This window comes from Spiroplasma endosymbiont of Nebria brevicollis (genome assembly GCF_964030895.1).
Classification (GTDB): Bacteria; Bacillota_I; Bacilli_A; order Mycoplasmatales; family VBWQ01; genus Spiroplasma_E.
This window is the reverse complement of the sequence record NZ_OZ034986.1, coordinates 150,792-175,316: the sequence shown is the minus strand read 5'-3', so window position 1 is coordinate 175,316 and position 24,525 is coordinate 150,792. Positions and strand designations below refer to the sequence as shown.

Below are 24,525 nucleotides of genomic sequence, written 5' to 3'. Positions count from 1 at the left end.
TCATTATATTGAAACATTTATAATTATATACTAAAAACTTAAAAAAAATAAATCAATTGCAATATTTTTATCACATTTTCCTTTTTTAATATTAGCGTCTAATTCATATAATTTTAACAAATTATTATTAATATGCAAACTATTCATAGTATATTGTGATAATAGCTTAACTTGGAAAGAGGGAATATTTATTTTTTGCGAGATTTGTTCATAACTATGGTTTTGATTAATTAAAATTTTAATATCTCTAATTAACTCTAGTTGATATGCAAGAATATTAATCATTTTTATTTTATCATAATTAATAGTGTTATAATAGTTAAATTGTATTCAAAATTTTTTATAATCTTTTTTTAATAAATAATTAATAGTTTTAAAAATATTATCATTAAAATAATGGGGTATAATGTCTTGTATTATTTCTAAAGTTATTAATTCATTAACATGTCGCAACTTTTTTAGTTCATTAATAAATATATTAGTTTCATTAGGCAAATTTGCTATTAAAAAATCAATAGCAGATTTAGTAATACTAATTTTAAAACTAGTGCATACTTTATTAATAAATAGTTCTAATTGTGTTTTGGTATAATTTTTAACTTTAATAATATTAAACTTATCACTAATACTATTAGCTTTAAAATCATCACTTTGAATTTTAATAATTATCATTATTTTATCACTGTGATTAAGTAAGGCATAGCAAAATTTCTCATCTTTAATCCATTCCCGATATTCATGGTTTTCATCATCAATAACAATAACTTTATTAGTTTCAAAAAGACTGATAGTTTGAATTTCAGAAATAATATTAGCAATAGTAGTATTAAGTAGATTATAACTGCTATAGTTATAATCATTATCTTTATGATGTTTTTTAATTAAAATCTCAATATTTTTTTTAATTAAATATTGATCTTGACCATAGACAATATGAACCATTACTTATACCTCACCCATTATTAATTTATGTTAATGTTATAATATCATAATGTTGAGTGTATATTCGCATAACTATGGTTTTATTTTGTTCTGACGAGTAAACTTTGGAATTAATAAGCAGATTTTCGGTTGGTGCTTCAATATCGCCAGTAAACAAAATTTTAAACTGATAAATTTGTAATAATAAAACTAAACTTTTATTATTTTCAGAAGCATACTTGGTGTTTAAATTATAACTTAAATTATTAATATCATTAAAATTAGCAATCTTATATTGTAATCTTTGATTAGTATTTTCATAAATATTATCAATTTTTAAATGATTTTGTAAATATTGAATATTACTTATATGGTCTAAATCATGATCAATTAAAAACAATGCGTTAATATGAGTAAGACCTTTTGCTGCTAAATAATTAGCGATAGTTGGGTTATTAGGATTTAAATCTTGGGTTCCAGCATCAATCATAATTGTTGATTTATTATAGGGACTAGAAATGACGATACTCATAGCATTACCAACATTAATCATTGTTAACTCATAAAAAGGTTTAATCAAACTACCAACTCATAATCCAGAAATCATAGTACAATTAATAGCAATAATAGTTATAACTTTCCAATTAAAATAACGAAAACAAGTAAAACACAAAACTAACACGACATAATACAATTGTAATACTCATGTATCAACTTGAAAAGTTATAATTCAAACATTAGTCATATTGGTTACATTAACAATGATATTTAATAAATATAAACTAGGTTTAACAATAAAACTAGTAATCGGATTAAAAACTAAATTAAGTAATAATACGACATCATAAAACATAATAAATGGTGTTAATAAAAATGAATAAACAATTGTAAATAAACTAAAGCCTTGATTCTTTTGCCATTGAAAGGGAATAGTAAATAAGTATAAAACAATACTAAAAAATAAAGATTTTCAATATTTATTATAAGTTTTAAATTTATAAATAATGAATAAAATTAAAAAACTTATGCCAAATGAAATTTGAAAACCGACCGTATAAAACTGAAATGGTTGCCAACAAAGACAACAAAATGTTGTAAAACTTAAACTAGAAAGTGGATGAATATTATGTTTGCTAAATTTAACAAGCAAGAAAATACCAGAAAAAATATAGCACGAATAGCAGGAATCGTTCAATTTAATAAATAAATATAAAATAATAAACAAGTAAAAACTAAAAACATTTTTAATATTCTAATTTTAATAATTGCTAATGTTTTGTTTAATAACATAAATAGAAAATTAATATGTAATCCACTAACTACGATTAATGGAGCAATTCCCCATTTTATAAAACTATTATATATTAGTTTACTATCATCATTTTGTTGACCAAATAATAATAAATTGGTTCAAGTTTTAATTTCATTAGGAAATGTTTTCACATAATTAAAAATGATACTACGTATTGAATGGCCACTAATAACTTGAACTTTATTTTTAGTAACCATTATTTGTTTGGTGATATTACTAGCATTTAAAAATAATTTAAAATCAAATTCATAAAAATTATTAATTGCTTTTAATGGGATGGTTTTACCATGTACCACTAATGCATCATCTAATTGACTATCAATAGTATATTGTTGATTGTTGAGATAATAATGAGTTGCCAAATAGTAAGTTTCATATCCTGATTTAACAAATAAATAATTAGCATGAACGGCAGTAACTTTTAGGTTAATAGTTTGTTCGCGAACATAATTATGAGTTGGTAAACTAGCATTAACAATGCAAACTTATGTCATATTTGTTTTTTGATAAAAATAAAATATAAAGTTAAGATAAAAAATATTAATACCATAACACCACTGAAAATGGAAAGACTACTAACAAAAAATAATAAAAAAATTAAAAAACCAATTAAAACAATATGATAACTAAACATAAATTAAAATCCAATAAACTTATGCATTAGTTTAATATATTTTTGTTTAGTTGTTACCAATATTTTTTTTAATTTTTCTAATAATTGATCACTATCCAAAGTTTTATCATTAAATAATACCAATATTTTTTTACTATCATCATTACTAATTCCCAAATTTATTAAAACATCTAATGAGACATTATAACGGCTATAATATTTAATACTACTAGGTCATGGAGTTAATAATAAACTATAGTCTTCACTAATGGTTTGATTCAAATCTAATGCTAAAATATCAAAATCATCATTAGAAATAGGGTAAATTATTAATTAAATTAATAAGACTCATTTTAGGTTTCATCAACTTGATATAGTATTTATCTAAAACATTTAATGAGGAACGAATTGGTAAATGGTCTTTAATTTCAATAGTAACAGTAATCACTTTTTCATCTTGATTATTATTGGTATGCTCACTACTTTTAAACCCTTTATATAAACTAATGCCAACAATAGTATTGCTAATAATCATCATACTAGAAATGCTAATAATTAATCATCGCATATGATATCACCTCAAACAATGATTATAATAGAAACTAAGAAAATCCTTTTTTAATTTTTTCTTATTTTTATTCTCATTTTTAAATCATAAAAATTTAATAAATAAGTGTTAAATAATAAATGCAAAAACTAAAAGAATTTATACACAAAACTATACTTATCCTTTTAAAAATCTTATAATTAATTTAATTCCAATTAAAAAAGAAAAAGAAGATATAAATTATGCAAAAATTTTGTTTATACTAATAACATTAACATTAGGAATAAGTGGCACTTGTGGTTTATCAAATAATTTAATCGAAATACAAAATTTTACCATCACAACAGGTAATTATTCAGTAACAGTTCCAAATTTAAAAATAAATCAGCAAACTAAAATAAATGATACGAATAACTTATTTTTAAAGTCAATTAATGATACTATTACTTATATTAACAACAATAAACTGCAAAACTTTACTTGACAAGCTCATAATTTAGTTGCTTTTATAAAAAGTATTATTACAATTACTGGAATTGGACCGGTAACTTATGAAATTGATATAATGTCAGGACATTCTGGTGATGAATTTAAACCAAATACAATTTTTCAAACAACTACTTAATTTAGAATTTTATTAAAAATCAAAGGAATATGAATAATATGGAGAAACTACAGTTTTTACAAAATAAAACGTTTATCAAATGAATTAAATACAATTGTATTACCATAGTTATTGGTGTTTCAGTTATCTTAAACATTATTTATTTACCTAAATATTTTAATGGACAAAATAATAATAACCAAGATGTTACTACTATTACCATTGAAGCTATTGATAGTGCTGATAAAACACTTGGTAAAACAATATTAACTAGAACCACATATGTTACTACATTTAAAACATTAGGGAGTTTATTAAATGCTTGTACTAATCAATTTGAAGTTAAAAAATATGATAGTATGAATCTCCGGTATTTATATGGAGTAACAAGTGATAGTAATTTAAATGTAGAGCAAGATGATAATGACTGATGACAAGTTGAAGAAGCTGTAGATGGTAAACATTTTGTTCCAACACCAATGGGTATTGATGATACATTGTTAACAAATAATGACCATTTTCAGTTTGAACTAACTCCTATTAACTCTACCAAATAATCTACAACTCTTTAATTTTTGTTTCTATTAATAATTTTTGTTTTTCATAATCTGCTAACTTTGCTTTTTCTAAAGCAATTTTTTCTGATGGTGCTTTTTTAATAAATTGTTCATTACTTAAAATATTTTCACTACGTAAAATTTCATTTTTAACAACATCTAATTCTTTATTTAATTTATTTAATTGTTCGTCTTTAGCAAATAAATTTTCCGTTTTAATTTCCAAGAATGCTTCATGAATAACTTTTACAATTTTATTATTAATGGGTAATGAACTACCATTAACACTTACAATTTTACTATTAGTTAATTGTAATAAGTAAGGATTTAAATCATCTTTTGCTTGCTTGAAAAAACTGTTATCACTATTAACATGAATAATTAATGGCGCTTTAAATGGTAAGTTAAGTTCTTTTCTAATTTCACGCATAGCACTAATGATTTCTATTAATATATTAACAAATTCATTAGCTTTTTTAGTAGTACCCAACTTTTGAATTTGTGGGAATTTATCATTTAAAATGGTGTCTTGATGACCCATCTTTTCATAAATGATTTGGGTAATAAACGGGACAAAGGGATGCAGCATAATAATAATTTGTTGTATAACATAATACAATGTTTGTAAAGAATTAATTTTTAATTTATTATTTTGTAAATTAACTTTGTTTAATTCAATGTATCAAGAACAATATTTATTTCAAATAAAATTTGATAATTCTTTGGTAACTAAAACAAATTCATATTGTTCCATATTTTGTTCAACTTTAATAATTAGTTCATTTAGTTGTTCTAAAATTCATTGGTCAATAAAATTATCATGATTAATATTAGATTGTAATTTAAAACTAGCAGGCAAATTCATTAGCACATAGCGCGCTGCATTTCATAATTTATTATTTAAGTTTCAGGCAGCTTCCACTTTAATAGTACTAAAGCGTAAATCTTGACCAGGAGCACAATTGCTAACTAAAAAATAGCGTAAAGCGTCAGCGCCATATTTAGCAATTACTTCCATCGGATTAATTCCATTATTTAATGATTTTGACATTTTTCTGCCTGTTTCATCACGAATTAAACCATGAATTAAAACATGTTGGAACGGTTTTTGATTAGTAAACTCTCACCCCATGAATATCATACGAGCAACTCAGAAAAATAAGATATCATAAGCTGTTACTAAAACTGTTGTTGGATAATATTTTTGGAAATCAAAGGATTTATTAGGTCATCCTAAAGTAACGAATGGCCATAAACCACTAGAAAATCAAGTATCTAAAACATCGGGGTCTTGTGTATAATCATCAATATTTTTTGGTGGTTCTTTATCAACATAAATTTCTTTAGTTGTTTTATGATATCAAACAGGTATCCTATGTCCTCATCATAGTTGACGGGAAATGCATCAATCTTGCATATTATTTAACCATTGTAAAAGTTGTTGTTCAAACGAAATGGGATGAAAATTAACTTTAGTTTTAACGTGTTTTTGTTTCTCTAAAATGTTTTTCACCAATGGTTCCATTTTTACAAATCATTGTTGTGATAAATATGGTTCTACAACAGCATTACTACGCTCCGAATGACCAACTTGATGAATATAATCTTCAATTTTATCAACTAGATTTTCTTTAGTTAATTGGTTAATTAATTGGTTACGACAAGTAAAACGATCTTGATTAACATATGACAAAGCTAATTCATTCATGGTTCCATCAATATTCATACAAATGGGCATTGCTAACTTATGACGGAGTGCAATTTCATAGTCACTAGCATCATGGGCAGGTGTACATTTCATGGCACCAGTACCAAAACTCATTTCTACATAATCATCAGCAATGATTTTAATTTGAGCCTTATTAGCCGGGTTAATAACCATTTTATTAATTAATTTAGTATAACGTTTGTCTTTACTATTAACAACTATGCATTGGTCACCAAACATGGTTTCTGGACGTGTTGTGGCGATAGTAATAAATTGATCACTATTTACAACAAAGTATTTTAAATAATACATTTTTCCTTTGGTTTCTTTGTAATTTACTTCAATATTAGAAATAGCAGTTTGTAATTGCGGGTCCCAGAAAACAATTTTTTTACCTTGATAAATTAAACCATCATTATATAGTTTCACAAATACTTGGTTAACAGCCTGATTAACTTTGGTATCAAGTGTAAAAGTTTCACGAGAATAGTCTAAAGCAAGTCCTAATTTGGCTCATTGAGTTCTAATATTATTAGCATACTCTGTTTTTCATTTTCATGCTTGTTCTAAAAATTTTGATTTTCCTAACTGTTGTAAATTTAAATTTTGTTCAAATTTAATATGTTGAGCAACTTTTACTTGTGTAGCAATCCCTGCATGGTCCATACCTGGTACAAAAAGTGTATTAAAACCTTGTAGGCGTTTATAACGAATTAACAGGTCTTGGATTGTTCCATCTCAAGCATGACCTAAATGCAACAATCCTGTGACATTAGGGGGTGGTAAAATAATAGTAAATGATGGTTTTTCATTTTTAGCACTAGCTGTGAAAATACCTTGTTTTACTCATTGTTCATATTTATTGTTTTCAACTACTGAATGGTCATATTTTTTGTCTAAATATTTTTTCATTGGTTACTCCTTTTTAAAAATAAAAAATTCCTATAAAATAGGAACGTCTGATGAACGCGGTACCATCCTAATTCATTTATATAAAATAAATGCACTTAATTATTTATGAAAAATATAATACAAATATAAACTACCTTCAACAAGAACTTGCTTAGCTTACACCGACCACTAAGTCTCTGGATTTACTATTCATTGTTTACTCTTTCATATTTTTTAAGTTATTATTACTTTTTATTTTACAGGTTTAATTAGAAAAAGCAATGTTTTATCTGACAATCATTTGTTTAATTATTCTTACATTTATAACTTGCTTTTAAATAAAAAAAGTATATACTAAAAGCAAAAGTAAAATTTTACTAAATATTTTGCTTAATTTTTAGCCCATTACTTTATTTCAAAGTAAATGGTTTTTCATTTTTAAAAGGAGTAAACTGATATGATAATTAAAGATGTAGAAGGCGATGGTAATTGCCTGTTATGAGCAGTAATGGTGTCATATTTAGAACAAGTTAAAACTGATGAAAAACAATTTAAAGAAAGGTATAAAACACTTTTTGGCACAGAAAGTGATTGAAACCGTATTTTTAATTTTAATGATTTTGATTTTAATGATAATGAAAATGTGAACCTAGTTAAACTATTTCGTAACCGTATTTATAATTATATTAAGGAAAATTTAGATACAGAACGCCCACTTAACAAATGTGATTTTAGATCAATGTTACTAGAAAGTGAAATTAATAAAGAAAATAAAAAATTAAATCCTAAAGATAATGAAGAAAAACAACTAGAAACAACTTTAGAAAAAATGAAAAAAAATGGTAATTATGCAGGTTCTAATGAAATTGAAGCAATTTGTAATATTTTAAATTGTAATATTATTAGAACTAATGAAACATCTGACGTTAAATATATTGAAAAATTTGAACCAGATTATGTAAATACTAATGATGAAATAAAATTACATTATTATGAAAATAAACATTATAAATATTCTTCAAATGTAATTAATAATAGGAACGAAGAAAACATTTCAGCAGCAACAAAACAAAACTATCATGCTATATTAAATTCCTATAAACAACAATTACTAAGTAAAGATATCGATGAAAAAGATTGTGATGCCATAATAAATATTTTTATTGAAGATTTAAACAAAGCACCTTCAGATAAACAATCAAAAATATTAGAAAAGTCTGTTTTTGAACTAACTAACCAAGATAAATTATTAGAAAATCCTAACCTTTCTTTTGAATCATGTGTTAAACCAATAATTAACAACCCCAAAACAAGTGCTCAGGAATTATCAGCATTTGCTAATGCAAACGCTAATCAACCATTTGCAATTAAAGTTGCTTAATAAATAATGATATTCTAAGCATAATTAAGTTAAATTTACTATTTCCTGAATTATAAAATTAAATGAGACAGTTAAAAATTAACATTGATTTCAATGTTAATTTTATTTTTGTTTACACCAATGTTTGTAAACAAAAATGGTGGAAATCAAATACATTCTATTCTACTCAAAACCACATTTCTAAACTCAAAATGTGTTAACAAGCATATTATCAAAACTTCAAAAAAAAGTTAGTATACTAAGACAGTAAACTTAATATAAGTTTTTAAACCCATTTACTTTTAAGTAAAAGTAAAGGATTTTTTTATGTTTAAATTGGGGAGAAGTGAAAATAAATGCCAGCAGCAAACAAGATATAAAAGAATTAATTATAAGACTTGAAGAAACAAATTCAAAATACAAAAAGGAATATAAAAACCAAATTCCTTACTTTAAAAGAATTATTGAAGAATTAAAAAAAATATCAAAATTGGAAGATATTGATAACGCTATCAGCATACTTAAAAAGTATGAGAAATATTGTGGAGATGATGTAAAAAATATAAGGGTAGCCAAGTTATGCCAATACTGAATTTATTTTCTACGACTATATCATTTTTAAACAAACAACAAAAAGATGGAAAACTAGTTTTAGATTTTAAATTGGTGCATGAGTATGATTTAACTGCTTTAACAACTACTGACGAAGATAAAATATCTCTTTCAGATTCTAATGAAACTGACGTAATAACTCCTTTAACTAGTGCAAAAAATGAACTTTTTGAAATTATAAAACAAAAACAAACTGTTTTAGCAGAAATAAATAAAAAAATTAATAATTTTCAATCAAATTTTCAAAAAGATAAACAAATTCTAAGAAAATGATGACATTGACCACTTAAATTTATTACGTGTGGAATGTGAGAAAGTAAAGAAATTAGACAACTTAATGTAAAATATAGTCCTGACAAATATAATCAATTAAACGAAGAATCTAAAGCATTAAAACTTGAAATTGAATCATTAAAAACTGCTTATTCCTTAACTAATGGTAATAAAGCACAGTCTCCAAATGATTTAAAAAAAGAATTTACATCATCTGAAGTTAATAACTTTGATGAAACAAGTTTATCCCAACAAAATTCATTTTCAATATTACCAAACCCTTTATAAAAAGATAAAAATTCACACCAATATTGGTGTGAATTTTAGTTTTGTTATACATTTATTTACAACGGTATTTGTAAGCCATAATAGCGCCAAATACTAATGCACCAATTCAAACAAAACTAACTAAAATAGGAACTCAATAGTTATTAAATAAAGCAGAATTAGCTAAATCAGAACTTGAACTATAATTGTTTCATCCACGATTCATAATTGAAACAGGATATGAAAAAGGAATAATTTTGGCAATAACAACTAAAGCAGGTTGATTACTAATACCTTGATAAGGAATGTATTGTCCTGATAAAAATGAAGTTGGTAAATACAATAATAAAGAAAAAGCATTAGCAACTTTAAAATCAGGCGCTAAGATTCCTACCATTACCCCTACTGCTGAACACATTACTGATGATAGTAAAAAATTGATAATAAAACATATCCTCAATTAATAGCACCCCAATTAATCTGATTGTGATATAAAGCAGCATCAATTCCTAATGTTCAGAAACTACCAACAAAAATTAAAATAACATGAAAAATCAAAATACTACTAATAAATTCTCATGGTCGTGATGGAGTTGCACCAATTCTTTTAATAATAATGGATTGTTTAAAATCAGAATAAGTCATAACTAGTGTAACAATTCCTAATACTGGAGATGCTGACATAACTAATCCTGGTAAAACAGTATTAGCGGAATTAGTCGTATTAGCGCCAAGCACTGCAACTAAAATCGTTAACATAATAATCGGAAAAACAAAACCAAAAAAGATACTATGAAAAGATTTTTTTAAGTAACCCAATAATAATCGAAACATGGCTAACATTATTTTGCCTCCTTACTAACAGTAGTGTCGTCAATAACCACACCATCTTTTAAAAAATAATACGTTGACATAGCGCTTGAATCTCATCAAGATTGTGACTAACTAAAATTAAAGTAATATTATTTAAACTAATTTGTTATTGCAAAAAGTTAATAACATCAATTCTGGTTTTAACATCTAAACCAGTTGATATTTCATCACCAATATAAATTTTAGGTTGATGAAATAAAGATAAGAAAAGATTAACTCTTTGTCTTTGTCCACCTGATAAACTATTTACTTTCCGTTTAAACAATTCTGCTAATTGGAATTTTTCTAACATTGAAGAAAATACTTCTGGTTTAATTTTATCAACATAAATTTTATGATAAAAGTTTATTAATTCTTTGACAATAATAAAATTAGGGTAAACTTGATCTTGAAAGTTAATCCCTAAAACGTAAGGGATATCCTTTTTATCAAAACTATATTCAATGCTACCGCTAGTAGCGTTTTTGGTATTGCTAATTATTTCGCAAAGCGTAGTTTTTCCTGCACCATTAGCACCGAAAATAGCAACTGAGCTACCTGCAAGCAATCGCTAAACTAATCGGACCAAGTACGACTTTACCATTATATGATTTGGTAATATTATTAACTTTAATTACACTCATAATTAATTCCTTTCTTGAATTTTATACTTTATAAGTATAACATTAAATATTTCCTTTTAATATTTTTATCCATGTGGTTCAAAGGTAGGATGAGGAATACTTTCTAATTTGACAATATTAATAATATTTTTATTTCACGGAATAAATTTATATAGTAAATAACCACAAATAAAATCAACTATTTTATCTAAACAAGAAATCATAATTACCATTTCAATGCTCAAATTTGTTCATTGTAATAAAGCAAAGGTAATAAAAATATCAATAAATCAAATTAAAAATAAATCAGCAATACTGACAATTAACGTATAACCACCAGCATACAGAAAACTAAATAACGGTTGCATCATATTAATAAAGAAATAAGTAACAGCAGAAAAGGCCATATATCAAATAGCTAAATTCATAGCTTTAACTGATAAAGTAGGAAATAAAACCATGGGTATCCAAAAGGCACTGCTTACAATTATAATAGCAACTACTGTCGAAATATCAAAACTTAATTTTAAAATTTTTAAGGCATTTTCTTTAGCTAGCACTAACTCACCAGAACCTAATAAATTTCCGACAGAATTTCCTACTAATGCATTATATCCCCTAAAAGTAGAGTAGAAAATAGCAACAACAGAACCAACAATTTGGACAGCAGCAATTACATCAGTATCGCCATAATGTGAATACAGAGCAGTTAACATAACAACTGAAACACCAAATAAAACTTGACTAGCAAATAATGGTAAAAATGTAATAATATATTTTTTGTGTAAATTTTTAGTAAATTTCAAAATATTTAAATTAGGGGAATAAATGGGTTTTTTATAAATCAAGTAAGTAACAAAGATAATACATTCCACAACTCGTGAAACAATTAAACTAATAGCTAAACCTTCAATTCCTAGGTTAGGACCACCTTTATATGGTAAAGATAAAATACAAACTAAAGCGGTATTTAAAAATAAAGAACAAATTGAAGTTATTAGTGGTGTTTTAACATTACCACAAGTATTCATAGTAATAGACATAATAAAAGCAAATCCTAGCAAAGGATAGTTTCAGGCAATTAAACGACTATACTGTTCAGCTACGCCAATGGCTTTTTCATGTGTTTTACCTTCAGAACCTAAGATAACACCCATAATTTGTTTACTAAATAATTCTAAAACTATTACGAAAATAATAGAAAAGATTAAAGTGTAAAATAACTTAATATTAGTAGTTTCTTGAATTTTATTTTTATCTTTAACCCCTAGATATTGCGCAGTAAAAATATTTCCTGTTGCTACAATAGCAAAAAAAATATATCAAACCATATCATAAATATTACTTGATGATGCAACTCCAGCAATAGAATTAACATCACCAAATTGACCAACTACAAAATTATTCATCAAATTTAATAATGTTTCAATTAATGACTGGGCAATAATTGGAATCATAAATAATAATGCAGTTTTATAAAATTTTAAATTGCTATTTTTAAAACGGTGCATCTAACATCACTTCTAAGTTGGAATGATTACCCTAATTTCTGGCGTTTCAAATGCCTTTTGTGGGGTATTTTTTAATTATCTACTACTATATTATCTCATAAAAAGAGGTCTCCTTACTAAGTTTTGTTCAACTTAGACGTGACCCTTTCTTTAAAATTTTATTACTTTCTTAACTTTATTATCGAATAGTAGCATTAAATTTGTTTTTTAAGAGATTTTGGGCAGCTGTTATTGAATGTTTAATTTTTTCTTCATCTAATTGTTTTTCACTACTATTGAATTTTAAATTAAAAGTTAAAGAATGTTGGAATTGAGATTTTAAATGATCATCAGTGTAAAAATCAATTAATATAATTTGTTCAAGAAACTCAATATTTTCGTCTAACAGCATAAATTTAATATCTGAAAACTGGATACTAATTCCAACAATAGCAGAAATATCGCGACTTAATGGATTAAATTTTGATCATGGTTTAAACTTAGTAACATTTTTTTCAGATGCTACAATAATTTCTGCTAATTTAGTACAATTAATTTCTGCTAAAAATATTTTTTCAAAATTCATTTGTTTTTCAGTTTGTGGATGCAATGCTCCAATAGTAGCAATGTGCTCTTGTTCATAAAAAATATCAGCGCTTAAATATGGATGCATAGCAATGTTTTTATTAGGTTTATAAATAATATTTTGTGAAGCACTAGGAATAACCTTGTTTAAAAAACCATCAATGAAGCCTTTAACGACATGATAAGGATTAATATTAGATTTGTTAATACTAAACTTTGGCAAAAAGTCACCCATAACCACTAATCCTAAATGATGATTATCATCACCATCATCACCAGTATAAATAGTTTCATCAGTAAAAATTTTAAATTGAGTTTCTTTGCGAGCATAATTATATTGGCAAATTTTTAATAGACTATCTGTTAAATTAAAACGCATAACTTCGCGTGTTGAAGTTAATGGTGAGCTTAAACTAACTGGATTTTTATGATTAAAAAAATTAAATTCAGTTAAACTTTCTTTACTTGTTAAACTGTAAGTTTTTACTTGATTAAAACCATAACTAATTAAATAATTTCTTCAATTTCCCATTAATGTTTCTAAGACTGTAGGTGGTTTTTGGGTAGTATAAAATACTGGCATTACTACTGGCAAATTATCATAACCAATAATTCTAGCAATTTCTTCACTTAAATCATTAGTATTATTTAAGTCGTTACGGTGGCCTGGAACAGTTATTTTTAGTAACTCATGATTAATGGCATCCAGTTCAACTTTGCAACCAATAACAGTTAAATAATTAATGATATCTTTAATTTCTAAGCAAGAACCTAAAATTTTATTAATATCATTATAATTTAAAACAAGTGATTTTTCTTGAATATTATAAGGAATATCGTTACTAAATCCAAGAATTTCATATTCAATTTTTAATTGATCTAAAATAAATAAATAACGTTGTAAGGCAATCATATAGTAGTTAGGAGCAACTGGTTTCACTAAACGTTCAATAAAAATATTGTTAATAACAGTATGACGTTTAACTTGTTCAATCATTGTTTGAACATTAGGATTAATGGAAAAAATAAAAATATCTTTGGTACTTGGCTTAACTTCATAATCAATTTTATAACTAACTCCTAAAACACTAAAGGCTAAAAACTTATCATGGATAACTATATCTCCTTTTTCGATTTTTAAACTGCCTTCTGGATATGATTTCGGAGAAACATTAATTGAAGGCTCTTTCAATAACTCAGCATTAAAAGTAATCATCGGTTGACCCAATTCTAACATAACTAAATTAACAACATCTTCAACTAAAGTTTTAGGAGCAATATTAACAAGTTGTAAAGTTCTTTTAATTCACATTGGTGTTAATTTAGTTGAATTTTGTTTTAAACGAATTTTTAAAGTTGCTAAAGCTTGAATTTTAGTATTAACAACGGAAACTTGAGGCTTTTCATCTAAAAGTGATAAATTACTGATTCCCATATTCCTTAATGGGGTTTTAAAATAAGCGCTAAGTTCACGCGCTATACTATAAGTTCCTAAACAATCACTACGGTTAACAGTTAAATCAATAAAAAAAATTGTGTCATCTAATTTTAAATATTGTAAAGGATTATTATTGCCAACAACAGCATCACTAGGTAAATGAATAATACCTGATATTTCATCTTTATTCTGGACATTGCCAAAAATTCCTAGTTCTGTTAATGAGCAAATCATTCCTGATGAAACAACATCTTGAATGGTTCTACTTGTGATAGTAAGACCATTAGCTAGCGTGCTACCTATCTTGGCAACAACAACTTTGTTACCAACAGCAACATTACTAGCGCCACAAACAATATTTGTACTTTTATTGCCCAAACTTACTTCGCATATATTTAACTTACTTGACTTAGGATGTTTTGTAATTCTAAGTATTTCGCCAACTATTAAATTAGTATTGGTAAAAACTAGGTTTCTAACTTGTTCTACTTCAAATCCTAAACTATTTAAAGCAATAATAATTTCTTTATCTTTAATACTACTAATATCTAATCATTGTGAGATTATCTTACGTGAAATGGTCATTATATACTCCTCTCTTTAAAATTGTTTTAAGAAACGTAAATCATTATTATAAAACAATCTAATATCATCAATACCATACTTAATCATAGCAATTCTTTCGATTCCTACACCAAAGGCAAAACCTGTGGTTGCTCCATCTAAACCTGCAGCGGTAAAAACATTAGGATGAATCATTCCTGCGCCAAGAACTTCAATTCAACCTGTATGTTTGCATAATGAACAGCCTTGTAACTTACACATTGGACAATTAACATCTACTTCTACTGAAGGCTCGGTAAAAGGAAAATAACTGGGGCGTAAACGAGTTTTAGTTTCTAAACCAAACATTTGTTGACAAAAATGATTTAAAGTTCATTTTAAATTAGCAAAGGTAATATTTGGAGCAACAACAAATCCATCAATTTGCATAAATTGATGAGAATGAGTAGCATCATCATCATCTTTACGATAAACATTGCCTAAACTAATAACAGCTTCTACTTTTTGTTTATTTTTATTTTGTTTACTTAAAATACGAGCAGTAATGTTAGTAGCATGAGTTCTTAACAATCAACGATTTGCTTCTTTACTATTATTATCTAAATAAAAAGTATCTTGCATCGCGCGTGCTGGATGATTATCAGGTAAATTTAAACGATTAAAATTGTATTCTTCATTTTCAACTTCATTACCACTGACAATTTGATAACCTAAATTTTTAAAAATATTAGCAATATCATCAACTGTTTTTAATAAAGGATTACGATGACCAATACTGAAATCAAAACCTGGTAAAGTTAAATCGATTTCAGAATCTTTTAATTTTTCATCAATTACTCTTTTTTCAATTTCATTAAACTTAATAGTTATTTTATCAGAAATTTCTTTCTTAAGTTTATTAGTTAATTGACCAATTTCGATTCGATATTGATGAGGTAATTGAGTAACCGACTTTAAAATACCATTAATTGCTGAGTTTTTGCCTAAATATTGGGTTTTTGTTACTTGTAATTCATATAAATCATTAATCTTTTCAATATTAATAAAAGCTTGTTGTCTAATAATATCTAATTTCTTTTTTAAGTCACTAACTTCTAACACTATATACCTCCAAATGTTCTTCTCTACTGTTTATATTTTATAAATCACCTTTATTTTAATATATTACTAACAAATAAGCAATATATTACAATGGCAATACTTGTTGCAAGGTTTAGTGATTCTACATTAGACGTAGTTTTAATAATCATGTTAGTATCAATATAACTTTTATACTTGTCATTGATACCTTGCCCTTCATTACCAAATAGTAGAGCGGTTTTACCAGAAAAAGTAATTTTATTTAATTTAGTAGTATTAGGTTCGTGTAAAAATGTTCCATAAATTTTATATTGTTTGTCCTTTAATTTTGTTAACAACTGTTCAAATTCTTCATAATAAACATTACTATAAAAAATTGCTCCTTGACTTGCACTAATTACCTTATGATTATATAGATCAACACTACCTTGTGATAAGTAAATTTCAGAAATATTAAAAGCAACCGCACTTCGCAGAATATTCCCTAAATTACCTGGGTCTTGAATGGTATCAATCATAATAATATTATTATTAGTTAAATAAGTATTAACTTTTTTCATGGTACATAGTCCAATTAAAGGTTGTGGTGATTTATTTTGTGACAATTTTTTAATAATCATCTCATTAATAAGAATAACATCAACACCATCACAAGCTTTCAATAATTCATCAAATTTATTGTAATATTTTTCATCTATCAATATTGTTGTTAATTGCTTTTGACTAAAGGCAACAGTAATTAAATGGTCTCCTTCAATTAAAAACAATTGTTTTGTATCACGATATTTTTTATTGTGCAATAATACTAAGTCTTGAATTAGGGGATTTTTAAGTGACATTATTTGCTTCATTAGCAACCCCTATTTTGTTTTAAAAATTTTTGACAATCTTGATACTTAGGGCAAAATTGCATAACATAGTTTCAAAAAGATTTTTGGTGGTGACCATGAACAATATGAGCTAGTTCATGAATGATAACATAATCAATAATGTCATAACTATAGTGAATTAATTTGTAATTAAGTGTAATTATTTTTGCAATTGGTTGACAAATTCCCCATTTACTAACCATTGAGCGAATTTTAAGCGTATTAAAGTCAATACCCATAATTTGTGACCAATATTGCAAACGACTCATAAAAATTGCCAACGCTTCCTTTCTTAAAAATATTTCAATTTTTATTTGGATTTGTTTTCAATCTTGTAACTTAGTAAATATAACTAATTGCGGATAATCAAAATTAATTGCTGTTTTTTGAGAATGATACTTAATAAAGATAGGGTATTTTTCATTTAAAAAGTAAACGTAATCATCTTGACCATTAATAACCAGATTACGTTCTTTTACTACTTTATTCTTTGTAATTTTTGGTAAACTTTTGATAATAAAATCTTCAACTAATTTTTCTTGCATAAAAAATGGGACGCTAACAAGAATTTTATCATTACGAACTTTTAAATACATATGCTTTTGTTGTTTATACGTAATTATATATTCTCATTGTGTATTGTCATAATTAAAAGTTTTAACAATAGCCATTTTAAAATTCCTTTCTTACTAATACTTACCTTATTCCAAATTAAATTCCTTTTTTATTCTTAATAATTTTGGGATTGTCGTAAATGATTTATTTTATTTTTAGTAAGATAGCTAGTAATAATATCATTATTAGTAAATTCACATCTTTTGGCAATTGAAAAATAAAAATTTAATAATTGATAGAAGTCTTCATTAGTTTTTGATGTGAAAAATGTAGTAACACTAGCAAATAAATTGATAAAAAGTAGAGTAAGTTCTGATTCATTATCTTGCTCTATAAAGTGATATTTTTTAAAATCAATATTTAAACTATTAGCAATACTGATAATAAAATGCAATCCATCAATATATTCTTCTAACATCACATTCTTAGCAGAACTTGGTTTTAAACTTCAATATTTGAAGCATCGTTGTTCATTAGCAAATTCGGCTAATTCAACTAATAAAGCTAAAAAGCGTGCAGTTAAAGTACTACTTTCACTAACACTTCTTGTTGTAATAATTTTGTTATCTAATGCACGCTGTAAGTTAATAATGGTTGTAAATTGCTCTTGGTTTAACATAGTTGGTTCACCTTCTAATTTTTAGTAAATAATTATGATCTTATTGTATTTTTAAGCTTAATTGATTTGATAAAACTATGAATTTTTTGAATTAAGTTTTTTTTATTTTCATGAAGTGGGTTAACTTCTGTTCCCTTGTCTAAATAAAATGGTAATAAGATTTTAATAATAAAGAGATAAGTTAAACATAATAAACTAATACCTACTACAAACATAAATGCAAAGCGGAGCATTGGTATTCAAACTGAAGTATCTAATGTCTGTTTACCAATGCTTGCTGTATAACCTTGACTACCAATAAATAAGTAGTTAGTACCAAATGATGAATTAAAAATAAAGACACCTGCTCCAAACATTGTGATGTATAAAATACTTTTTTTGATATAAGTTTTGTCATACTGAACATGACCATATAGATATAAATATAAATAAGAAAAAATAATAATAGTGTGAATAATATAATAATTTCAATATAAGAAATGTTGTGGTCCAAATACTCACTTACTGCTATCTGGAAATAAGAATGCTAAAAGAACTGGACCAATTAAAGGAAATGTAACATTAAACATTCCTTGAATTGGAATAATTAATAATAAACCACTAGTAATATTTAGCACTGAGCAGAGTTGAAATGGATAATAATTATATCAGTTATAATTATTATCATTAAGGCCATGAACAACATAAAAACCGACATATAAAACTAATTGAAAAATTCCTAAACTACACTTAAAACTATAATGTTTGCTTAAGTTAGCGTAAAATTTTTTTAAAACAAATAAACTTCCAATAAAAGATATTGAAAAAACTAAACCAATTCAATAATACATTCCAAACAAAGGATTAATAATATCTTGTGGGTTACCAACAAAAAACCCAAGTATATTCAAGCTCATACAGCCTCCAAATATTTTTTATAATTTCCACTTATTAATAAATTAAATTTTATTAATAATAATACTATAACACAAAAACACAAACTTTTAGATATAAAGAATAAATACTAATAAGTATATTCCTGCGCCCCGAAATGAGATATTATTTTTTTTCCTAATAATCATTAATTAAAAACTAAGCAAAATGCTTCTCTATAACAGAGAAGCATTTTGCTAATAATTTGTTTATTATGCTAAAGCAGCTTTAGATGCAATAACTAATTTTTCAAATTCTTCTGGTTGATTAATTGCTAATTCTGATAATATTTTACGATTTAAATTAATATTTGCTTTATTCAAACCGTCAATAAAACGTGAGTATGATAAATCATAATTACGAACAGCAGCATTAATTCTAGTAATTCAAAGTTTACGGAATTCGCGTTTACGATTCTTACGGTCACGGTAAGCATACGCAAGGGAATTCATAACTTGTTCATTGGCTGTACGGTATAGAGTATGTTTTGCTCCATAGTATCCTTTAGCTAATTTTAATATTTTTTTACGACGATGATTAGTTGTATAACCACCTTTAACTCGAGCCATTTTATGTCACCTTTCTTAAGATATCTTAATTTTTTTTCAACGTCTATAGTCGGTTGCATCAACTAGACCTCACCCACGAGCTTGACGTTTTTGTTTTGTTGTTTTATTTTGTGCTAAGTGAGAAACACCAGCTGTACCACACATAATTTTGCCAGTTCCGGTAATTTTAATACGCTTTTTAATGGCCTTTTTTGTTTTCATTTTTGGCATATTTTTCTCCTTTTTAATTTTCTTGACTTTTCTTTTTTGGAAATAAATAAATAGTTTGTATGTTTTTTTCTTTTTTATCAAAACTTTTATCATAAATACAAATATCTTCTAATTCTTTGTAAAACTTCATAATAACTTCTTTGCCAATCTCAGGATTAGAGTTTTCACGACCACGATATTTTAAAGTAACTTTTACTTTGCTTCCATCATTTAAAAACTTTCGGGCATTTTTAGCCTTAGTTTGTATATCATGATCACCTATAACAGCACTTAAACGAATTTCTTTTTCTTCAGAAATTGTGGCCTTTTGTGCCTTTTTAGCTTCCTTTTCTTTTTGTTGTTGTTCAAAGCGATACTTATCAAATTTATACATTCTACAAACAGGAGGGCGAGCATTTGGTGAAATACATAATATATCAAATCCTAATTCTTCAGCTTTGCGTAAAGCATCGGGTCTCCTCATTAATCCATAATTAGTACCATTGTTACCAATGATTAAACTTTCATAAGGAATATTGCTATTTCATAAATCGTCATTATTTTTAATAGCCATACATACCTCCTTTAGATAGATACATAAATAAAAGTGTGCCTAAAGAGCACACTCACCATTACAAAGTAACTTATTTTTATATAAATAAGATCTGTAAAGCATTGAACCTATAACAACTTAGTTATCAGGTGAGTGTAAAATACTACTTTCTTTATGTCATATATTATTATAGTAAATTTTCCACAAATTGCAATACTTTTTTGTTTTAAAACTAGAACTTGTAATAAACTAAAAATCACTTATCAATCGTTGAGAAAATAAGTGATTTAAAACAAACTAAATTTAATATCCAACTAATCAGTTACTGCAATAATTTCTTCAGATTATGTTGGATATTCTTCAATAATAATTTCCAATTGTTTACTCTCAATTAAATACTTAATAAAAGGATGTAAAAATCCTTTTTTATTTTGGCTCATCTTAATCTCACCCTTTGTATTTTTAAAGAAAATATAAAAAATTCATAATTATATACTATATATTAACATTTTTTTGTATTTTTTCATTAATAATACAAACTATGAGTATTCATGCATTCTTTATTGATTATAATTTTTTAAAATAAAAAAATCTTAATGTTTAAAATTAAGATTTGTAAAAAAATAATAAAAAATTTGGCATCGTGCTATTTTCCCATTACTGGTATTTTCGCCGCTGGAATGCTTAACTGCTGTGTTCGAGATGGGAACAGGTGTGACCACTCCGCCATTGACACCAAATAGTTTACAGCAATTGCTCCCTAAAAACTAGAAATAGACATCTTTAAATTTGATTACTTTTGATTTGCAATAGAGAATATCTTTAATAAATCCTCGATCTATTAGTATCAGTAAGCTAAACACATCACTATGCTTACACACCTGACCTATCAACCTTGTAGTATTCAAGGGATCTTACTTCTTTCGAATGAGAAATCTCATCTTGGAACTGACTTCGCGCTTAGATGCTTTCAGCGCTTATTCATGCCCTACATAGCTACCCAGCTGTGCCACTGGCGTGACAACTGGTGCACCAGAGGTAGGTCCATTCCGGTCCTCTCGTACTAGGAACAGCTTTCCTCAAATTTCTTGCGCCCACGACAGATAGGGACCAAACTGTCTCACGACGTTCTGAACCCAGCTCGCGTACCGCTTTAATGGGCGAACAGCCCAACCCTTGGAAGCGACTACACCTCCAGGATGCGATGAGCCGACATCGAGGTGCCAAACCTCCCCGTCTATATGAACTATTGGGAGAGATTAGCCTGTTATCCCCGGGGTAACTTTTATCCGTTGAGCGACGGCCTTTCCACACAGCACCGCCGGATCACTAAGCCCAACTTTCGTTCCTGCTCGACTTGTATGTCTCGCAGTCAAGCACCCTTTTACCTTTGCGCTCTACATATGATTTCCATTCATATTGAGGGTACCTTTGGGCGCCTCCGTTACTTTTTAGGAGGCGACCGCCCCAGTCAAACTACCCACCAGACACTGTCCTTAAACCAGATCATGGTTTCAAGTTAGAATTTCAATATAGCAAGGGTGGTATCCCAATGGTGACTCCATGCCTACTTGCGTCTGCATATCAACGTCTCCCACCTATGCTGTACAAACTACACCAAAATTCAATATCAAGTTGTAGTAAAGCTCCACGGGGTCTTTCCGTCTAATCGCGGGTAACCTGCATCTTCACAGGTACTAAGATTTCACCGAGTCTATAGCCGAGACAGCGTCCGGATCGTTACGCCTTTCGTGCGGGTCAGAACTTACCTGACAAGGAATTTCGCTACCTTAGGACCGTTATAGTTACGGCCGCCGTTCACTGGGGCTTCAGTTCAATGCTTCGCTTGCGCTAACAAATCTCTTTAACCTTCCAGCACTGGGCAGGCGTCACCCCGTATACTTCGTCTTACGACTTTGCACAGAGCTGTGTTTTTGCTAAACAGTCGCCCGGACCTCTTCACTGCGACTCATATTGCTATGAGCTCCCCTTCTCGCTAACTTACGGGGTTATTTTGCAGAGTTCCTTAGCTATAGTTATCTCGCTTGCCTTAGGATATTCTCCTTGACCACGTGTGTCCGTTCTCGGTACAGGGCACCATGATGATGTCTTTAGAAGCTTTTCTTGGAAGCTTGGCGTCAAATACTTCGTTACTAGGCGAACCCCGTTCACTCCCCATCATACTTCAAGGTTATTGCTGTGCGGATTTGCCTACACAACCCTCTTTGTATTTAGCCCAGCACAACCAACGGCTGGGATATTTTAGCCTTCTTCGTCACTCCATCAGTCACCATGGTGGTACAGGAATATCAACCTGTTGTCCATCGACTACGCCTTTCGGCCTCGCCTTAGGTCCTGACTAACCCTGGGTGGACGAACCTAGCCCAGGAAACCTTGGTCAATCGGCATGAAGGATTCTCACCTTCAATCGTTACTCACGCCGGCATTCTCACTTCTAAACGCTCCACTAGTCCTTCCGGTCTAGCTTCGTTGCAGATTAGAACGCTCCCCTACCGCCCACAATATATGCGTACATATATATAGACCCATAGCTTCGGTACAATACTTAGCCCCGGTACATTTTCCGCGCAGAATCATTCGACTAGTGAGCTGTTACGCACTCTTTAAAGGATGGCTGCTTCTAAGCCAACCTCCTAGCTGTTTAAACAATTCCACATCGTTTTCCACTTAGTATTGATTGGGGACCTTAGCTGATGATCTGGGCTGTTTCCCTCACGTCCATGGACCTTATCACCCATAGACTGACTGCCAGACATGTAACAACGGCATTCGCAGTTTAATTGCATTCAGTACCCCGAGGTGGGGCCATCATACATTCAGAGCTTTACCTCCGTTGCACTAATTCTGACGCTAGTCCTAAAACTATATCGGGGAGAACCAGCTATCTCCAGGTTCGATTGGAATTTCACCGCTAGCCACAAGTCATCCACGGTCTTTTCAACGAACGTTGGTTCGGTCCTCCATTGACTGTTACATCAACTTCAACCTGCTCATGGCTAGATCACCTGGTTTCGGGTCTACGACCACATACTAAACGCCCTATTCAGGCTCGCTTTCACTTCGGCTCCGTCTTTGCGACTTAACCTTGCATGTAATCGTAACTCGCCGGCTCATTCTACAAAAGGCACGCCGTCACCCATTAACGGGCTCCGACTTGTTGTAAGCATATGGTTTCAGAAACTATTTCACTCCCCTCTCGGGGTACTTTTCACCTTTCCCTCACGGTACTGGTTCACTATCGGTAATTGGTTAGTATTTAGCCTTACGCAGTGGTCTGCGCAAATTCCGACAAGGTTTCACGTGCCTCGCCGTACTCAGGGTTTACCAAGGAGATCTACACATTTCGCATACTGGGCTTTCACCGTCTATGGCGTTGCTTCCCAACAACTTCTGCTATATGTAAACTTTGTAACTCCTTCAAACTTAATTAGTGGCTCCCTATAACCCCAGTCTGACGACTGGTTTAGGCTAGTCCCTTTTCGCTCGCCGCTACTAAGGGAATCGCATTCGCTTTCTTTTCCTCTAGGTACTAAGATGTTTCAATTCTCTAGGTATCACTCTGCATAACTATGTATTCATTATGCAGTACTATCTGATTAAAGATAGTGGGTTTCCCCATTCGGACATCTCCGGATCAAAGCTTATTTCCAGCTCCCCGAAAGCTTATCGCAGGTAATCGCGTCCTTCTTCGTCTTCCAATTCCAAGGCATCCACCATACGCTCTTAATAATTTATTTTTAGAATATCCTATTGCAAGATAAAATTTATCTTATTTTTTTTAAAAGATGTCTATTATCCAGTTTTTAAAGAACAATTACTCAGAGATAACAATCCCTGAAAACTAAACAGAACAATTAAATTAATCCAATAAGTCACACATC

The 24,525-nt window shown here is 28.3% G+C and carries 22 protein-coding genes, 2 rRNA genes and 1 pseudogene; 5 read left to right on the top strand and 20 right to left on the bottom strand.

Features of this window, described 5'->3' with window-relative positions; all coding sequences use genetic code 4:
- Positions 1–30: 30 nt before the first annotated feature.
- The 4 genes and pseudogenes from holA to AAHM98_RS00965 form a co-directional block, all read right to left on the bottom strand.
- On the bottom strand, positions 31–942 hold the full coding sequence (gene holA, locus AAHM98_RS00980; protein ID WP_342276648.1) for a DNA polymerase III subunit delta: 912 nt from the start codon (positions 940–942) through the stop codon (positions 31–33).
- A gap of 25 nt (positions 943–967) precedes the next feature.
- Positions 968–2,430, bottom strand: a pseudogene (locus AAHM98_RS00975) (ComEC/Rec2 family competence protein).
- Positions 2,431–2,870: 440 nt separating this feature from the next.
- The gene (locus AAHM98_RS00970; RefSeq protein WP_342276647.1) at positions 2,871–3,128 is read right to left on the bottom strand and encodes a hypothetical protein; all 258 of its coding nucleotides are present in this window, start codon (positions 3,126–3,128) and stop codon (positions 2,871–2,873) included.
- 28 nt (positions 3,129–3,156) lie between these two features.
- Entirely contained in the window at positions 3,157–3,414 is a 258-nt protein-coding gene (locus AAHM98_RS00965) for a hypothetical protein (protein WP_342276646.1), read from the bottom strand.
- Between the two features lie 232 nt (positions 3,415–3,646).
- On the opposite strand from AAHM98_RS00965, the gene AAHM98_RS00960 reads away from it, so the two are divergent.
- Entirely contained in the window at positions 3,647–4,018 is a 372-nt protein-coding gene (locus AAHM98_RS00960) for a hypothetical protein (RefSeq protein WP_342276645.1), read from the top strand.
- 38 nt (positions 4,019–4,056) lie between these two features.
- Complete coding sequence (locus tag AAHM98_RS00955) at positions 4,057–4,554, top strand: hypothetical protein (protein ID WP_342276644.1); 498 nt, start codon at positions 4,057–4,059, stop codon at positions 4,552–4,554.
- Between the two features lies 1 nt (position 4,555).
- Here AAHM98_RS00955 and AAHM98_RS00950 read toward each other — a convergent pair whose 3' ends face one another.
- Positions 4,556–7,174 (bottom strand): valine--tRNA ligase, encoded by a 2,619-nt coding sequence (locus AAHM98_RS00950; RefSeq protein ID WP_342276643.1) that lies wholly within the window; start codon positions 7,172–7,174, stop codon positions 4,556–4,558.
- A 436-nt stretch (positions 7,175–7,610) separates the two neighbouring features.
- Here AAHM98_RS00950 and AAHM98_RS00945 point away from each other — a divergent pair, with 436 nt between their 5' ends.
- From AAHM98_RS00945 to AAHM98_RS00935, 3 genes are all read left to right on the top strand, one after another.
- A complete protein-coding gene (locus AAHM98_RS00945) occupies positions 7,611–8,534 on the top strand; it encodes an OTU domain-containing protein (RefSeq protein WP_342276642.1) in 924 nt (307 codons plus the stop codon).
- A gap of 325 nt (positions 8,535–8,859) precedes the next feature.
- Positions 8,860–9,135: a hypothetical protein gene (locus AAHM98_RS00940; protein ID WP_342276641.1), complete on the top strand. Its 276-nt coding sequence runs from the start codon at positions 8,860–8,862 to the stop codon at positions 9,133–9,135.
- Complete coding sequence (locus tag AAHM98_RS00935; protein ID WP_342276640.1) at positions 9,093–9,686, top strand: hypothetical protein; 594 nt, start codon at positions 9,093–9,095, stop codon at positions 9,684–9,686. The genes AAHM98_RS00940 and AAHM98_RS00935 overlap by 43 nt, the downstream gene beginning before the upstream one ends.
- Positions 9,687–9,738: 52 nt before the next feature.
- Here the strand turns inward: AAHM98_RS00935 and AAHM98_RS00930 are convergent, their stop codons facing one another.
- The 15 genes from AAHM98_RS00930 to AAHM98_RS00860 form a co-directional block, all read right to left on the bottom strand.
- Entirely contained in the window at positions 9,739–10,062 is a 324-nt protein-coding gene (locus AAHM98_RS00930) for an ABC transporter permease (RefSeq protein WP_342276639.1), read from the bottom strand.
- A 20-nt stretch (positions 10,063–10,082) separates the two neighbouring features.
- Complete coding sequence (locus AAHM98_RS00925; protein WP_342276638.1) at positions 10,083–10,508, bottom strand: hypothetical protein; 426 nt, start codon at positions 10,506–10,508, stop codon at positions 10,083–10,085.
- Positions 10,509–10,644: 136 nt separating this feature from the next.
- Entirely contained in the window at positions 10,645–11,085 is a 441-nt protein-coding gene (locus tag AAHM98_RS00920; protein ID WP_342276637.1) for an ATP-binding cassette domain-containing protein, read from the bottom strand.
- Between the two features lie 141 nt (positions 11,086–11,226).
- Complete coding sequence (locus AAHM98_RS00915; protein WP_342276636.1) at positions 11,227–12,651, bottom strand: MATE family efflux transporter; 1,425 nt, start codon at positions 12,649–12,651, stop codon at positions 11,227–11,229.
- Between the two features lie 178 nt (positions 12,652–12,829).
- Positions 12,830–15,238, bottom strand: coding sequence for a phenylalanine--tRNA ligase subunit beta (gene pheT, locus AAHM98_RS00910; RefSeq protein WP_342276635.1), 2,409 nt, complete (start codon positions 15,236–15,238; stop codon positions 12,830–12,832).
- Between the two features lie 15 nt (positions 15,239–15,253).
- Positions 15,254–16,318: a phenylalanine--tRNA ligase subunit alpha gene (gene pheS / locus AAHM98_RS00905; RefSeq protein WP_342276634.1), complete on the bottom strand. Its 1,065-nt coding sequence runs from the start codon at positions 16,316–16,318 to the stop codon at positions 15,254–15,256.
- 50 nt (positions 16,319–16,368) lie between these two features.
- Positions 16,369–17,148 (bottom strand): RNA methyltransferase, encoded by a 780-nt coding sequence (locus AAHM98_RS00900; protein WP_342276633.1) that lies wholly within the window; start codon positions 17,146–17,148, stop codon positions 16,369–16,371.
- Complete coding sequence (locus tag AAHM98_RS00895; RefSeq protein WP_342276632.1) at positions 17,148–17,837, bottom strand: SprT family zinc-dependent metalloprotease; 690 nt, start codon at positions 17,835–17,837, stop codon at positions 17,148–17,150. Before AAHM98_RS00895 ends, AAHM98_RS00900 begins: the two co-directional genes overlap by 1 nt.
- Positions 17,838–17,896: 59 nt before the next feature.
- The gene (locus AAHM98_RS00890) at positions 17,897–18,400 is read right to left on the bottom strand and encodes a dUTP diphosphatase (RefSeq protein ID WP_342276631.1); all 504 of its coding nucleotides are present in this window, start codon (positions 18,398–18,400) and stop codon (positions 17,897–17,899) included.
- A gap of 32 nt (positions 18,401–18,432) precedes the next feature.
- The gene (locus AAHM98_RS00885) at positions 18,433–19,296 is read right to left on the bottom strand and encodes a hypothetical protein (protein ID WP_342276630.1); all 864 of its coding nucleotides are present in this window, start codon (positions 19,294–19,296) and stop codon (positions 18,433–18,435) included.
- A 228-nt stretch (positions 19,297–19,524) separates the two neighbouring features.
- Entirely contained in the window at positions 19,525–19,881 is a 357-nt protein-coding gene (rplT, locus tag AAHM98_RS00880) for a 50S ribosomal protein L20 (protein WP_342276629.1), read from the bottom strand.
- A 15-nt stretch (positions 19,882–19,896) separates the two neighbouring features.
- Positions 19,897–20,091 carry a 50S ribosomal protein L35 gene (gene rpmI, locus AAHM98_RS00875; protein ID WP_342276628.1) on the bottom strand — a complete coding sequence of 65 codons (195 nt, stop codon included), beginning with the start codon at positions 20,089–20,091 and terminating at the stop codon, positions 19,897–19,899.
- A 13-nt stretch (positions 20,092–20,104) separates the two neighbouring features.
- Positions 20,105–20,644 carry a translation initiation factor IF-3 gene (infC, locus tag AAHM98_RS00870; protein WP_342276627.1) on the bottom strand — a complete coding sequence of 180 codons (540 nt, stop codon included), beginning with the start codon at positions 20,642–20,644 and terminating at the stop codon, positions 20,105–20,107.
- A 612-nt stretch (positions 20,645–21,256) separates the two neighbouring features.
- A 5S ribosomal RNA gene (rrf, locus tag AAHM98_RS00865) occupies positions 21,257–21,363 on the bottom strand.
- 81 nt (positions 21,364–21,444) lie between these two features.
- Positions 21,445–24,381: ribosomal RNA gene (locus AAHM98_RS00860) — 23S ribosomal RNA — on the bottom strand.
- Positions 24,382–24,525 lie beyond the last annotated feature (144 nt).